At 55.1% G+C, this 13,788-nt stretch carries 11 protein-coding genes and 3 pseudogenes; 11 read left to right on the top strand and 3 right to left on the bottom strand.

Annotated features, from left to right (window positions below):
- Window positions 1-27: 27 nt before the first annotated feature.
- Window positions 28-957, bottom strand: a complete 930-nt coding sequence (locus FDY98_RS14015) for a diguanylate cyclase domain-containing protein (RefSeq protein WP_027957545.1) — start codon at window positions 955-957, stop codon at window positions 28-30.
- Window positions 954-1,808, bottom strand: coding sequence for a hypothetical protein (locus FDY98_RS14010; protein ID WP_027957544.1), 855 nt, complete (start codon window positions 1,806-1,808; stop codon window positions 954-956). The genes FDY98_RS14015 and FDY98_RS14010 overlap by 4 nt, the downstream gene beginning before the upstream one ends.
- Window positions 1,809-2,006: 198 nt before the next feature.
- On the opposite strand from FDY98_RS14010, the pseudogene FDY98_RS14005 reads away from it, so the two are divergent.
- From FDY98_RS14005 to lipB, 11 genes and pseudogenes are all read left to right on the top strand, one after another.
- Window positions 2,007-3,313: pseudogene (locus FDY98_RS14005) on the top strand (glutamate-5-semialdehyde dehydrogenase).
- 9 nt (window positions 3,314-3,322) lie between these two features.
- Window positions 3,323-3,982, top strand: coding sequence for a nicotinate-nucleotide adenylyltransferase (gene nadD, locus FDY98_RS14000; RefSeq protein WP_022523155.1), 660 nt, complete (start codon window positions 3,323-3,325; stop codon window positions 3,980-3,982).
- A 78-nt stretch (window positions 3,983-4,060) separates the two neighbouring features.
- Window positions 4,061-4,447 carry a ribosome silencing factor gene (gene rsfS / locus FDY98_RS13995; protein ID WP_022523156.1) on the top strand — a complete coding sequence of 129 codons (387 nt, stop codon included), beginning with the start codon at window positions 4,061-4,063 and terminating at the stop codon, window positions 4,445-4,447.
- Window positions 4,444-4,911, top strand: a complete 468-nt coding sequence (rlmH, locus tag FDY98_RS13990; RefSeq protein WP_009286999.1) for a 23S rRNA (pseudouridine(1915)-N(3))-methyltransferase RlmH — start codon at window positions 4,444-4,446, stop codon at window positions 4,909-4,911. The genes rsfS and rlmH overlap by 4 nt, the downstream gene beginning before the upstream one ends.
- A gap of 88 nt (window positions 4,912-4,999) precedes the next feature.
- Window positions 5,000-6,907 (top strand): penicillin-binding protein 2, encoded by a 1,908-nt coding sequence (gene mrdA / locus FDY98_RS13985; RefSeq protein WP_022523157.1) that lies wholly within the window; start codon window positions 5,000-5,002, stop codon window positions 6,905-6,907.
- A 3-nt stretch (window positions 6,908-6,910) separates the two neighbouring features.
- The gene (gene rodA / locus FDY98_RS13980; protein ID WP_027957542.1) at window positions 6,911-8,071 is read left to right on the top strand and encodes a rod shape-determining protein RodA; all 1,161 of its coding nucleotides are present in this window, start codon (window positions 6,911-6,913) and stop codon (window positions 8,069-8,071) included.
- Between the two features lie 78 nt (window positions 8,072-8,149).
- Window positions 8,150-9,211: a lytic murein transglycosylase B gene (gene mltB, locus FDY98_RS13975; RefSeq protein ID WP_027957541.1), complete on the top strand. Its 1,062-nt coding sequence runs from the start codon at window positions 8,150-8,152 to the stop codon at window positions 9,209-9,211.
- Window positions 9,208-10,223, top strand: a pseudogene (locus FDY98_RS13970) (septal ring lytic transglycosylase RlpA family protein). The gene mltB and the pseudogene FDY98_RS13970 overlap by 4 nt, the downstream one beginning before the upstream one ends.
- 96 nt (window positions 10,224-10,319) lie before the next feature.
- Window positions 10,320-11,534: a D-alanyl-D-alanine carboxypeptidase family protein gene (locus tag FDY98_RS13965; protein ID WP_027957539.1), complete on the top strand. Its 1,215-nt coding sequence runs from the start codon at window positions 10,320-10,322 to the stop codon at window positions 11,532-11,534.
- Between the two features lie 95 nt (window positions 11,535-11,629).
- Window positions 11,630-11,938 carry an HP0495 family protein gene (locus FDY98_RS13960; protein ID WP_027957538.1) on the top strand — a complete coding sequence of 103 codons (309 nt, stop codon included), beginning with the start codon at window positions 11,630-11,632 and terminating at the stop codon, window positions 11,936-11,938.
- 71 nt (window positions 11,939-12,009) lie between these two features.
- Window positions 12,010-12,602 (top strand): annotated as a pseudogene (gene lipB / locus FDY98_RS13955) (lipoyl(octanoyl) transferase LipB).
- 112 nt (window positions 12,603-12,714) lie between these two features.
- On the opposite strand, the gene lipA reads toward lipB, so the two are convergent.
- On the bottom strand, window positions 12,715-13,779 hold the full coding sequence (lipA, locus tag FDY98_RS13950; protein ID WP_022523163.1) for a lipoyl synthase: 1,065 nt from the start codon (window positions 13,777-13,779) through the stop codon (window positions 12,715-12,717).
- Between the last annotated feature and the right edge of the window lie 9 nt (window positions 13,780-13,788).

Genomic DNA, 13,788 nt, shown 5'->3' with positions numbered 1-13,788 from the left:
TCAGATAAGAGACATTGAAAAGGCAGACTAGAGGTTGGCGAGGGCGGCGCCGCGGGTTTCCAGGCGCTTTACATAGTGCGCAAAGTGCTCGATGCGACTGGGTAAGCAGGCGGCAATGCGCGCTTCCAGTTGACCGGTTTCTACCAGTACGCGCTGTGAAAGAGCTCTTTGTAAACGCTCGCGTACCAACAGAGCGCCGCTTTCACTAGTATCAGGTAGAACCAGCCAAAAAGTGGCGCTGTCCGCGCGCCCCAGCACGTCATGATCGCGACAACGGCTATTCACTTCACCGCATAGCGCTCCCAGCAGCGCCGTTTGCGCACGATGGCCAAACTGCTCTGCTGCCATATCCAACTGCGGTAAATGCAGTACCAGTACTGCCAGTTGCTGATTGAGCATGGCAGCGCGCTGGAACTCGCTGTGTAAACGCTCTTTTAGCGTGTCCATATGGAAAGCTTCGCAGTCGCTGTCGTTGGGGTCGGTAGCTCTTAAGAGTGCGCGGCGACGAGCATGCTCCCAGCGGGGGAGGGCAAGTAACAGTGTTAAAGCAGCATAGCCCACGATAATCGCCGGTGGTGCGGAGGCGACCGAAGGAAGCAGCCACCACAATGGCCCAATGGCAATATTAATCAGCATTGCGATCCATAGCGGTAGCAGTAAAAACGCGGCGGTAATCGGCAGGCCTAACCATAGAGGTGATACCTGCGGCTGAAAATAGAAAGCGCCGAGCACTACCGAGTAGGTACTGCAGAGTAGAATAATGCGCGGCAGGTAGCTTTTTACGCCCTGCCCTATATGCATCAGCAGGGCGGCCATTAGCAGCAGGGTCATAAAGGTGGGAATCAGCAGGTCGCGGTAGTCACCCATGGCATACAGCCATAGCGCGTAACCCACCATCAACGCGATACTGGAAGTATAAGCCAGGGTCATTAATCGTTTGGGGAGGTACTCGATCATACCGTCTCCCGCACCCGCTCAGCCGGAAGTTTGCTGATCTCAAACACCGAAAGCGTTGCCGGTTCGATATCGATTAATTCAAGGTGTTCACTGGTAATATTGTCGGGTAAGTCGGCGAGTAGTAGGCTGCGTCGTTGAGCGGCTTCTCTAGGTGAGCGGGCAAGAATGAGTGTCACCAGCGTTGTGCTGCTTAAGCGGTAAACGTTTTCAAAATCATAGGTTAATTCGCACAGCTTTTGCGCCATTGGCCACAGTTGGTGGCGTTTTACGTGCAGAATAAGCAGTTCCGCATGAACGCCTTCACGCTCGCAGCGCGTTTGTTCCCGGGCGATATCGCGCAGCAACTGCTCACCGGCCCAAAGGTTAAGGCCGGGAATCAATCGCAGGCGTTGGCGAATGGAACCGTTCATATCAATAAGCTGCTGTGCTCTGGATAAGGCCAGCAGGCCAAGCACCAGCAGTGAACAAATCAGCAGCACAAGCGCTGACGCCTCCAATTGAGGTGCTACTATTACAGCGCTAATCAGTGCAGCGCTGAGGTTAAAAGCGGCGACCCCATTGTTTTGGGGCAGCATCAGCATTGCGGCCCACGCCCAGATTAAAATGCCGTGTCGTTCTGGAGCAGTGGCAATTAAACCCAATAGCAGTGCACCCGGTACAATTTGCCATGGCAATCCTCGCGAACGACGGTGGCTAAAATCAAGCATCAGCGCGGTGATGAGTAACCAGCCGACTGATAGCCACAGCACTAGGGCAGCAGCAGGGGGTGTAGCGGGTGTCCATAGTGCCAAAGCGATGGCAGCCGCTAAAAGATTGGCACGTAGCAGGCGGATTTTGTACTTGCTTTGCATGGTGACTTACTATTCGTCCTGAATGACCAGATGTATCTCATCAAGTAAAGTAATTGTAGGATAATAAATGTACGCGAGACATATTAGTGCCTTAATCGTCCCCAGTATAACGATGAAATGACGTAACATAAGCAAAACATGTAAAACGCGATACATGGTTAATTAAAAAATTAAAGTATCCTTCCGTACGGAGACACTATGAGCGCTTCAACACCGTTCCAAGACGAGGCCCATCAGCACTTAATTGCCGGGAATGTGCCCGCCTACATGCAGGCCTTGGGCAAGCGGCGCGCCGTGCCTCCAGTGAACTGCGGCGGGCGGATACCGGGTTGAAAAACCGTGCGCTAATGGCTATGGCGCAGCGCTTGACCGAGGCGCGAGCCAAAATACTGGATGCCAACACCGAGGATTTACAGCGTGGCCGCGAGAACGGTTTGGAAAGCGCGCTGCTGGATCGCTTAGCTCTGAACGACGCGCGTATCGACGCCATGATTGAAGGGCTACAGCAGGTAGCGGGCTTGCCTGACCCGGTGGGCGAAATTGGCGATATGCGTTATCGGCCTAGCGGCATCCAAGTGGGCAAAATGCGCGTCCCGCTGGGCGTCATCGGGATTATTTACGAGTCGCGCCCAAATGTAACCCTGGAAGCCGCCAGCCTATGTTTGAAGTCGGGCAACGCCTGTATTTTGCGCGGCGGGTCGGAAGCCAGCCAGTCAAATGCCGCCATTAGCGCCTGTATCCAAACGGGGTTAGCTGATGTAGGCCTGCCAGCGGGTAGTGTGCAGGTAGTCGCCACCACTGATCGCGCGGCGGTGGGTGAAATGATTAGCATGCCGGAATATGTCGACGTGATTATCCCCCGCGGTGGAAAGTCGTTGATTGAGCGTATCAGCCGTGATGCCCGCGTACCGGTTATCAAACATCTCGACGGTGTTTGTCATGTGTATATCGATACCACCGCTGATCCCGCCAAAGCGCTAGCCATCGCCGTCAATGCGAAAACTCATCGCTACGGCACCTGTAACACCATGGAAACGTTGCTGGTTGATGCGCCGATTGCTGACCTGCTGCTGCCGGAACTGGCCCGCGCTTATGCCGAACATGAAGTTGAACTGCGTGGCTGCCAGCGTACGCAGGCATTGTTGCCACAGGCGGCAGCTGCTGAAGAAGCCGATTGGTATGCCGAGTATTTGGCCCCCGTGCTGGCAATCAAAGTGGTCGATGGTATCGATGAAGCGATTGCCCATATTGAACAGTACGGCTCTCACCACACTGATGCGATTGTCACCCAGGATTATTCACTCGCACGCCGCTTTATGGCGGAAGTCGACTCCAGTTCGGTGATTGTGAATGCCTCTACCCGGTTTGCCGATGGTTTTGAGTACGGGCTTGGCGCTGAGATCGGAATTTCAACCGATAAGCTTCACGCCCGTGGGCCTGTCGGTTTGGAAGGGCTAACCACTCAGAAATACGTCGTATTTGGCGATGGCCAGGTGCGTGAATAGGGTGGTGGCATGAGTCAAACGGAGCAGCGTATCGGCATGTTGGGCGGCACCTTTGACCCTGTTCATCTGGGGCATTTGCGCAGCGCGGTAGAGTTGCATGAGGCGCTGTCGCTTGATCGGCTACATATGATACCGGCTCAACAGCCACCGCTACGTGGGCGACCCCAAGTCTCGGCGAAACAGAGATTGGCGTTATTAGAAGCGGGTATCGGTGCGACGCCTGGGCTGATCGCCGATGACCGCGAGCTGCGCCGTGACGGCCCCTCTTATAGCGTCGATACACTGGCTGAGCTGCGTGGGGAAGTTGGCGAACAGGCCCGTCTGGTGATGGCGATTGGTTTTGATGCCTTTTTGCGGCTCGCCCAGTGGCACCAGCCGGAGCGCTTGTTTGAGTTTGCTCATCTAGTGGTGATTGCCAGACCGGGCTATGACGATCCGTTACCGGCATCATTAATGGAACTGGTAGCGCATCGCAGAGTCGATAGCGTAGACGCATTGATGCAGCGGCCTTGCGGCGGCTATCTGCCATTGGAACTGCCATCACTGATGGCGATCTCGGCGACGTATATCCGCGAGCGTTTGGAGGCCGGGAAAAGCGTGCGCTATTTACTGCCAGAAGCCGTTGAATTGGCCATTACGCAGGACGGACTTTATCGACAACGCGAATAGCGCTGGCAGTCATCAAAGAAGCCGTTACAATGGCCGGCTTTATTGACCGATTAACCAATAAGGTTGTCTTTAGGAGTCATGCACATCGATACATTGAAAAATCTAGCGGTTGACGCGCTAGAAGAACTGAAAGCACGTGACATTACACAGTTGGATGTTGCCAAATTAACCGAGGTTACCGACCTCATGCTGATTGCCAGTGGCACTTCGACCCGCCATGTGGCTGCCCTGGCGCAAAACGTCGTGGAAAAAGCCAAGGCTGCAGGGCTTGGCCCGCTGGGCGTTGAAGGTGGCGATAACGCCGATTGGGTACTGGTCGACCTGGGGGATGTCGTTGTCCACGTGATGATGCCCGAGGCACGCACCCTGTATGACTTAGAGCGGCTGTGGGCCGATCTGCCCAGCGACTCGGGTGCCATTGGCGACTCTCTTGAGCGCTTCCAAGAGCGAGCCGGCATGTCATGAAGATCCGGCTGTTAGCGGTAGGAAGCAAAATGCCTGGCTGGGTAGAAGAGGGCGTCAATACTTACCGCAAGCGGCTACCGAGAGATTTTAATCTCGAGATAGAAGAAATTGCCCTCGGTCAGCGTGGCAAAAATGCAGATATCGCGAAGGCGCGTGCCCAAGAGGCGCAGCGAATTCGCGATAAGTTGCGTGGCGACGAGTATCTAGTCGCGCTGGAAGTCAAAGGTAAGCCTTGGACCACCGAACAGTTAGCGCAAGAAGCCGATGCCTGGCGCATGGCCGGGCGAGATATTGTCCTGCTTGTGGGGGGGCCAGACGGTCTCGAGCCCTCACTCTCTGCGACGGCTGACAAAACCTGGTCGATCTCCCCGCTGACGCTGCCTCACCCGCTGGTGCGGATTATGCTGGCCGAGCAGCTCTACCGTGCCTGGACACTACTGGTAGGTCACCCTTATCACCGCTGACGGCTAACTGAGATGGTGAGCGATCACTGTTATGGCCTGCTGCGCCTTTTGTTTGATTTGATTGTTTGATTTGAGAGTCATCGTTACCATGCTCAAGCGCCCCAACACGCTAAAAAACTCCGAGCAAGAACTGCGTATTTTTCGTGTTAGAGCGCTACTCGCGGTGTTAGTAGTTTTTACGCTTGCAGGCTTGCTAACGAGTCGCTTGGTTTATTTGCAGATCGTCCAGCATGATATGTACAGCACGCGCTCCGAAAACAACCGGGTTCGCGTCGAGCCGCTGCCGCCGAACCGCGGTTTGATCTATGACCGTAACGGGGTGCTGCTGGCTGAAAACCGTCCCACCTACAACCTCACGCTGGTTCGCGAGCGTGTCGATAACCTAGATGAAACCCTAGCACTATTGGTCGACCTGCTTGAACTGCCTGAAGAGGAGATCGAGGCGTTCAATGTGCGTTCACGCCAACGCCAGCGTCCTTTCCAGCCAGCCCTCCTTACCAGTGACTTAAGCGAAGCACAAATTGCCCGTTTGGCGGTTAATCGTCATCGTCTGCCTGGAGTCGAAATAGAGGCTCAGCCGCTGCGCTACTATCCCGATGCCGAAATCATGGCACACACACTGGGCTACGTTGGGCGGATTAACGCCGAAGAGATGGAAACCCTGGACGCGGGTCGCTACGCAGGGACTCATTTTATCGGTAAGACGGGGGTTGAGCGTTTTTACGAAGAGGAGCTGCACGGTCAGGCAGGCTTGCGCAAAGTTGAGACAAACGCTCGCGGGCGAGTCTTGCGGGAGCTTGGGCGAACCGATCCGGTGCCTGGTAAGAACCTAACCCTAACCCTGGATAAGTCGCTGCAAACACTGGCTTACGAATTGCTGGATGGTCGTCGTGGCTCCATTGTGGCTATCGTGCCGGGCACTGGTGAGATCCTCGCCATGGTATCGACACCGGGTTTTGACAGTAACCAGTTTGTCACCGGTATTGATGTTGCGTCTTATCGCGCTTTGCAGCAAGACCTTGATCTCCCTCTGTTTAACCGCGCGACTCGCGGTCACTATCCTCCCGGCTCTACGATTAAGCCCTTTCTAGCGCTCGCGGGTTTGGTGGAAGGGGTAATCACTCCAGACAGCACCATAAACGACCCTGGTTACTACCAATTGCCTAATGATTCCCGACGCTATCGCAACTGGCTGCGTTGGGGGCACGGGCGGGTCGATTTAGAACGAGCTTTAGCGGTATCTAATAACACCTATTTTTATACCCTTGCGCACGATTTAGGCATTGATGACTTACATGATCAAATGAGTAATTTTGGCTTTGGCCGGCGTGTAGCCCATGACGTTCAGGGAGAGAGTGGTGCTTTGATGCCTTCGCGAGATTGGAAGCGTGGTCGCTTTAACCAGCCCTGGTATCCCGGGGAAACCCTCTCGGTGGGGATTGGACAAGGCTATTGGCAGGTAACACCTCTCCAGCTAGCCAGTGCTACGGCAACGCTGGCCAATCGGGGCCATTGGGTGAAACCAAGGCTGGCCCGACAGATTGGTGATACCCCTGTGCCGCGTGATCTGCCGGATACGTTAGATGATATTGTGCTCGCCAATGATAGCTGGTGGGATCGTGTATTCAGCGGCATGGAAAAGGTGGTTAGTGGCACGGAAGGCACTGCCCGGCGAACCGGTGTGGGCCTTGAGTACCGCATGGGCGGCAAATCAGGCACCGCACAAGTATTTTCGCTGGGGCAGGATCAGCGCTACAACGCCGATGAGCTGGCCGAACGACTGCGCGACCACGCTCTGTTTGTGGCCTTTGCGCCGTTGGATGACCCCCAGATTGCCGTCTCGGTTATTGTTGAGAATGCCGGTGGTGGCAGTACCCACGCAGCGCATCTGGCCCGTGCAATGACCGATGCCTGGTTACTTGAGGATGAGGCCCCCGACGTAGAGGAAGTGCGTGAAGTGTTGGAAGAAGATGATGCCAATGTGGAGGGAAACTAAGCCATGCCTTGGCATTATATAGCCCGTTCGATGCGTGGCCATCCTGTTCGCCCGCCTGAGAGTGGTATCGCCCGGCGGAAAAGTATCTGGGAGCGAATCCATCTCGACCCTTGGCTGCTAGGTTTGCTATTGCTGCTGATGGGGAGCGGTTTAATCGTTCTTTACAGCGCTTCCGGACAATCTATTGATGCAGTGATTGGCCAAGGCGTGCGTTTTCTTATCGCGCTGGTAGGCATGGTAATTATTGCCCAGTTCTCGCCCTCAACCTTTTTGCGCTTTGCACCATTGGCCTATTGCATTGGCGTAGCCATGCTGATTGCCGTTGATGTAGTGGGTGATGTGGGCATGGGGGCGAAGCGCTGGCTAGTGATTCCTGGTGTGATACGTTTTCAGCCATCGGAAATGATGAAGTTAGCAGCCCCGTTAATGGTTGCAGCCTATCTAAATCGCTGCGAACTACCGCCCCGCCTGCGCGATATTATCGTGTGCGGGGTCATTATTGGCGTGCCTGTGGTGCTAACCGCGATCCAACCTGATTTGGGTACTTCGCTGCTGGTATCTAGCGCGGCCCTGATTGTCGTGCTACTGGCGGGCTTGTCGTGGCGTTTGATTGGATTTATTACCGCGCTGGGGGCTGCCGCAGTGCCGCTGCTCTGGATGAATATGCATAACTACCAGCGTCAGCGGGTATTGACGTTTCTCAACCCTGAAAGCGATCCGTTGGGGGCAGGCTGGAATATTATTCAGTCGACCACGGCCATAGGTAGTGGAGGGCTATGGGGCAAGGGGTGGCTGCAGGGTACCCAGTCCCAACTAGAGTTTTTACCTGAGCGACACACCGATTTCATCATTGCCGTCCTGGGCGAGGAGTTTGGTTTGGTGGGTATGCTTGTGCTGCTGTTCCTATATCTATTGATTGTCAGCCGAGGTTTGTGGATGGCTAGCTCCGCGCAGGATACCTTTGGGCGTTTGGTGGCAGGCAGCATCATTTTAACTTTTTTTATCTACGTGTTCGTCAATATGGGCATGGTGAGTGGCATTTTGCCCGTGGTGGGGGTGCCGCTGCCATTGGTTAGTTATGGCGGCACCTCTAGCGTGACCTTGTTAGCGGGTTTCGGTATTCTCATGTCGATACATGCGCATCGTCGGTTACTGTCGCGCTAGCGACGCTGTCTGCTTCAGACGCTAATGTTGCTCGGTAATGGATAATTCAGGATTGAATAGCTCAGGAGTGGAGAGCCAATGAACAAGGTTCAAGGGAAGACGAGCAGCTATGTGTTGGCCGCGCTGATGTGCTGGGTGACCCCCATGGCGTTTGCTGATCAGCCTTCACCGCAGGCTCAGTTTGAGACTCCTCACCACTTTGCTCCCCAGCAAAATGCTGACAGCCAAGCGCTGGTGGAAGAGCTGGTCGAGCAAGGGTTGCCGCAAGACTGGTTGGCAGAAGCGCTGGGTCAGGCGAGCTATACCCAAAGCGTATTAGATGCCATGGAAGGAGCTGCTGAGCGGCGTCTGAAGTGGTACGAATATCGTGCTATTTTTCTGACCCAGCAGCGCATTGAAGAGGGCGTGGAGTTCATCGATGCTCATGCCGACGCCTTGGCGCGCGCGGAAAGCACCTATGGTGTGCCCGCTGAAATCATTACCGCTATTATTGGCGTTGAAACTTACTATGGTCGCCATAAAGGCCAGCATCGCGTGCTGGATTCGCTAGCCACACTGGCGTTTCATCATCCGGCAAGGGGGCCTTTTTTTCGCGGTGAGCTAGCGGCCTTTTTACGTATTGCCTACGAACAGCAGGTCGACCCTACCGAGTTGCGCGGTTCCTATGCCGGTGCGATGGGTTACCCGCAGTTTATTCCCACCAGTTATCAAGCCTATGCCGTGGATTTTGATGGCGATGGACGACGTGATCTTTGGGAGAACCCGGTTGATGCGATTGGCAGCGTCGCGAATTACTTTGCCGAGCATAACTGGAAGCCGGGAGCCGATATCTACCACCAGGCCACTGGGCCAGACGTAATGCCCGTAGAGTTACTCCAGGAACTCTCATTTAACCAAACCTCACCTCCTGCGGTGAGCATTGCTCAGTTGGCCACTCATGGGATTGGGCCCAGCGAGCCACTTGATGATAATTTGCCAGTGGTGCCGTTGGCGCTTGAGTTCGCCAATGGAGAGACCCGTTACCGGTTTGGCGAGTATAATTTTTACGTGATTACCCGCTACAACCATAGTCACCTCTATGCCATGGCCGTAGCCGAGTTGGCAGAAGCGATTGCTGAGCTGCACGAGGATGAGGGATGAAGAGCAAATTGAGGATTAGCCAGCGGGCGGTTGGCGCGATTGCCTTACTGGCGCTGGTCAGCGGCTGTGCCAGCAATGACACTCAGCGGGTAGATGCCTCCGGTTCCGCGAATCAAACGGCGGCTCCGGCTTCAACGGCGGCCAACACTAATGGTGGCCGCTATGCCATGAGTGGTGATGCCTATCCGCTCGAGCCGCCGGATGTTACCAAGGTGCCTGATGCAGAGCCCCGCATCGAGCAGCCTTCCAGAGCGGGCAATCGCTCTAGCTATGAAGTGTGGGGGAAAACCTATCAAGTGCTGCCTGATGCAACGGGTTATGAGAAACGTGGTACGGCCTCCTGGTATGGCGAAAAATTCCATGGCTACGCGACCTCAAACGGTGAAATCTACGACATGTATAAAATGTCGGCGGCACACCGTTCGCTGCCTCTACCCACCTTTGCGCGAGTCACAAACCTGGATAATGGGCGATCGGTCATTGTGCGAGTGAACGACCGTGGCCCCTTCCACAGTGACCGTGAGATCGATCTCTCCTACGCGGCAGCCGCCCGGCTAGGCTTCCTCGACAATGGTACCGGTTCCGTGAAAGTGGAAGCGATCAACCCTGAGCAGTGGCTAGCCGAGCACGGCAAGGGCGGTGGCGGCGCTTCCCCCCAGCCTCGCGTAGCCGAGGCACAGCGGGTTGCTGCAAATGCTTCTTCTATGCCCGTTCCGCCGGCGGCGTCTGCTGCATCTGCGGCTGATCCTTCACCACAGACACAAACAGCGCAGCCGCCAAACGAAGGGGAAGCTGGCGACGCAGTGTATCTGCAGATCGCGGCACTGGGTAATCCGGAAGGCGCTCAGCAGTTGCAGCAGCGTTTACAAGGTGAGCAGCCCCATGCGGTGCGTATTATGAACGACGCTGACGTTTATCGTGTTCAAGTGGGGCCCATCGCTCCGAGCCAAGAACCTCAAGCGCGAGAAACACTGCGCCAAGCAGGGTTCCCCAGGTCTTTGTTGTGCGATAATTCACCCCCTGTTTATTTCCGGTGGCGCGCCTTACGCGCCGCCGTTTTTTAAAATAAGCTTTTCAAGTAAGCTTTCAAGTAAGTGAGACTGACGTTATGAACGTGTTTACATCCATTGGTCGCTCTGCACGCCTGTGCCTCTTCGCTGCCATGGCGACGGTTGCTGTGCCTGCCAGTGCCCAGCCAACGCCTCAGCCGGTAATTCCGCAGCCGCAAACCATTATCCCTTCAGCCCCTCAGTTAGCGGCAAGTTCGTGGATTCTGATGGATGCTAACAGTGGCCGTATCTTGGCCGAGCATAACTCCGATGAGCGTCTGCCACCGGCAAGTTTAACCAAGCTGATGACCGCCTATTTGGTAGAGCGTGAGCTCAATCGTGGCACCATTAAGCTCACTGATATGGTTAATATTAGCGAGAATGCCTGGCGCACCGGCGGCTCGAAAATGTTTATTGAGGTGGGTGATCAGGTTTCGGTGGATGATTTACTCCACGGTATCATCATTGTGTCGGGCAACGATGCCAGTGTCGCCATGGCAGAGCATTTGGCGGGTGGTGAGGTGCCCTTTGCCGATCTGATGAATCAGCATGCCACGCGGTTGGGCATGAATAACACCAACTTCCAGAACGCTACTGGCTTGCCCGCCGACAATCACTACTCAACGGCCCATGACTTGGCGCGTTTATCCCGGCACATTATTAATGATTACCCTGACCACTACGAAATCTACTCCCATCGTACGTTCTCCTATGGCGGTATTGATCAGCCCAACCGCAACCGTTTGCTGTGGCGTGACCCTTCGGTGGATGGCCTGAAAACCGGCTGGACAACGGAGGCGGGGTTCTGTCTGGTGTCTTCAGCTAAGCGTGACGATATGCGCTTGATTTCCGTAGTGATGGGCACCAACTCTGATGAAGCGCGCGCTCAAGAAACCCAAAAGCTACTCAGCTACGGTTTCCGCTTTTTCGAAACCATGAAGCTCTATGAGCGCGGTGCCGTATTGGCAACGCCGCGGGTTTGGGGCGGCGATATCAATGAGCTGCGTGTTGGCGTCGATGAAGAAGTCTTTATGACCCTGCCACGCAACCGCAACGAAGAGCTGCGTGCGCGCCTAAACCTCAATCCAGACCTACAGGCACCGATTGCCATTGGCGACGAGGTTGGTACGCTGGAAGTGCATTTAGGTGATGAAGTGGTCGGTGAGCGCCGCTTAGTGGCGCTGGAAAACATCGAAGAGGGTGGTCTCTTTAAGCGCTTGTTCGATCAGGTGCAGCGCTTCTTTAGTAATCTGATTAGTAATTTTACGGATTGATTATAGACTTACAGCCGATAGGTTGATGGGTTCTAGCGTATATCTGTGATGAACCCAGTCTTTGTGAAAATCAGTCTTTACGAAATAGGTTTGTTATGAAAAAAGGTGCTCCGGGACTTCGTGATTTGCGCCAACCGGCGGCTCAGGAGTCGCCTAAAATCACTTTCCCATGTGATTACTCGTTAAAAGTCGTCGGCGATGCGGCCGAAGACTTTCCTGCCTGTGTGTGCCAGGTGATTGTGCGCCATGACCCTGACTTCGATGCAACGGCAATGCAGGTGGTCGATAGTCGCAATGGCCGTTTTCAATCGGTACGTGTGGTGATTAGAGCGACCGGAGAGCAGCATATTAAAGAGTTGTTCGACGACCTCAAGGCTACTGGCCGTGTGCATATGGTGGTGTAACCGTGGAAAACGCCGTGCCGATTGAGTTGCACGATTTGGGTCACCAGGCCTACCTGCCAGTGTGGGAAGCTATGCGCACGCTAACCGATACACGGGATGCGCAAACCCCTGATCAGTTCTGGTTGGTCGAGCATGACCCGGTGTTTACCCAAGGCCAGGCTGGCAAGCCCGAACACCTGCTGCTGCCCGGCGATATTCCGGTGGTGCACGTTGATCGGGGGGGCAAGTCACTTATCACGGGCCAGGGCAGGTGGTGCTGTACCCGCTACTGGATGTACGGCGGGGAAAAATTGGCGTGCGCGATTTAGTCACTGCATTGGAGAATGCCGTGATTGACGTCTTGAGCCACTATGGCGTGAGCGCCCGAGCTCGGCCCGATGCTCCAGGGGTTTATGTGATGACAGAAGCGGGTGAGGCGAAGATTGCCTCACTGGGTCTGCGTATTCGGCGGGGGGCGAGCTTTCACGGCGTGGCGCTGAATGTAAACGGTGACCTGACGCCTTTTTTGCGCATTAACCCCTGCGGCTATGCAGGTATGCCCATGGCGAAGTTGGCTGACCTCGTCTCGTTGCCAGGGGATCATCGGGTGGGTGAGCAGCTGGCCGAGGCGCTGGCTAAACGGCTAAACCGCGAATTGGTCAGTGTCGAGAACACGCCACTGTAAAAATTGGGTCACCGTTATTAAAAAAACGGTTCAAAAAAACGAGGCTTATAAAGCGGGTCTTAAAACCCGCTCCATACATAGTAGCAAGCCCCGTAGAACGCTTAATTTAAGCCTATCCTACGTTGAGCGCTGGAATAATATTGGGGTTTGCTTCTTGCTCCTGACCGGGAATCGCGGCAGGTGAGGCGAGCCCCAGGTTGTTTTTCTCAAACACGCGATCAGCGCGGTAGCTTGAACGTACCAGCGGGCCAGAGGGCACTTCCATAAAGCCTTTTTCCAGGCCAATCACGCGGTAGCGATCAAACTCTTCAGGCGTTACCCAGCGCTCCACCGACAGGTGATTTTTGGTCGGGCGAAGGTACTGGCCAAGCGTGACAATATCGACGCCGATCTCACGTAAATCATCAAACGTTTGCAAAATCTCTTCGTCGGTTTCACCCAAGCCCAGCATCAGGCTGGTTTTGGTGATGATATCTGGGCGGTAGCGCTTGGCATGAGCAAGGACATCGAGGGTTTTGCGGTAACCTGCCCGCCGGTCACGCACTCGGCCTGTCAGGCGTTCCACGGTCTCCACATTTTGGGCAAATACCTGTAGGCCTGAATCGACGACGCGTTCGATAGCGGCAAGGTCACCATCAAAGTCGGGCGTCAAGGCTTCGACTACCACCTCGGGTGTGCGCGCTTTGATCGCGCGAATGCAGTTGGCGTAGTGGGTTGCGCCGCCATCGTCGAGGTCGTCACGGTCAACTGAAGTCAGTACGATATAACGCAGCCCCATGAGCTCTACAGATTTGGCCGTGTTTTCAGGCTCTTCGTGGTCAAGCCAGCCCTGGGGGTTGCCGGTGTCTACTGCGCAGAACCGACAGGCGCGGGTACATACCGAGCCCATCAGCATGATAGTGGCCGTGCCGTTGCTCCAGCACTCGCCCATATTGGGGCAGTGGGATTCAGCGCAAACAGTGCTTAATCGATGGGTCGCGACGTTTTTCTTGACCGCTTCAAAACGCTCGCCACCTGGAATCTGTGCTCGCAGCCACTTGGGTTTGCGCTCAAGCTCAACAGAAGGGGCCTCTGGCTGCGCTTTGCGCTGCTTCATGCCATCCTTGATCACCGACATGCCATGTTCATTACGGTATTTTTCACCGCTGGACACGCGCTGCGAGGGGTTATTGCTCATAGTGACAGA

The sequence above is a fragment of the Halomonas sp. PA16-9 genome, assembly GCF_009728585.1.
GTDB classification, from domain to species: domain Bacteria; phylum Pseudomonadota; class Gammaproteobacteria; order Pseudomonadales; family Halomonadaceae; genus Vreelandella; species Vreelandella titanicae.
This window is presented reverse-complemented; position numbering and strand designations above follow the sequence as displayed.

What these genes read in the sequence shown, in the direction of transcription:
- rodA (WP_027957542.1), top strand. Translation starts at nt 6,911, where the DNA reads ATGCCTTGGCATTATATAGCCCGTTCGATGCGTGGCCATCCTGTTCGC.
- mrdA (WP_022523157.1), top strand. Translation starts at nt 5,000, where the DNA reads ATGCTCAAGCGCCCCAACACGCTAAAAAACTCCGAGCAAGAACTGCGT.
- rsfS (WP_022523156.1), top strand. Translation starts at nt 4,061, where the DNA reads ATGCACATCGATACATTGAAAAATCTAGCGGTTGACGCGCTAGAAGAA.
- lipA (WP_022523163.1), bottom strand. Translation starts at nt 13,779, where the DNA reads ATGAGCAATAACCCCTCGCAGCGCGTGTCCAGCGGTGAAAAATACCGT.
- nadD (WP_022523155.1), top strand. Translation starts at nt 3,323, where the DNA reads ATGAGTCAAACGGAGCAGCGTATCGGCATGTTGGGCGGCACCTTTGAC.
- FDY98_RS13960 (WP_027957538.1), top strand. Translation starts at nt 11,630, where the DNA reads ATGAAAAAAGGTGCTCCGGGACTTCGTGATTTGCGCCAACCGGCGGCT.
- FDY98_RS14010 (WP_027957544.1), bottom strand. Translation starts at nt 1,808, where the DNA reads ATGCAAAGCAAGTACAAAATCCGCCTGCTACGTGCCAATCTTTTAGCG.
- FDY98_RS13965 (WP_027957539.1), top strand. Translation starts at nt 10,320, where the DNA reads ATGAACGTGTTTACATCCATTGGTCGCTCTGCACGCCTGTGCCTCTTC.
- mltB (WP_027957541.1), top strand. Translation starts at nt 8,150, where the DNA reads ATGAACAAGGTTCAAGGGAAGACGAGCAGCTATGTGTTGGCCGCGCTG.
- rlmH (WP_009286999.1), top strand. Translation starts at nt 4,444, where the DNA reads ATGAAGATCCGGCTGTTAGCGGTAGGAAGCAAAATGCCTGGCTGGGTA.
- FDY98_RS14015 (WP_027957545.1), bottom strand. Translation starts at nt 957, where the DNA reads ATGATCGAGTACCTCCCCAAACGATTAATGACCCTGGCTTATACTTCC.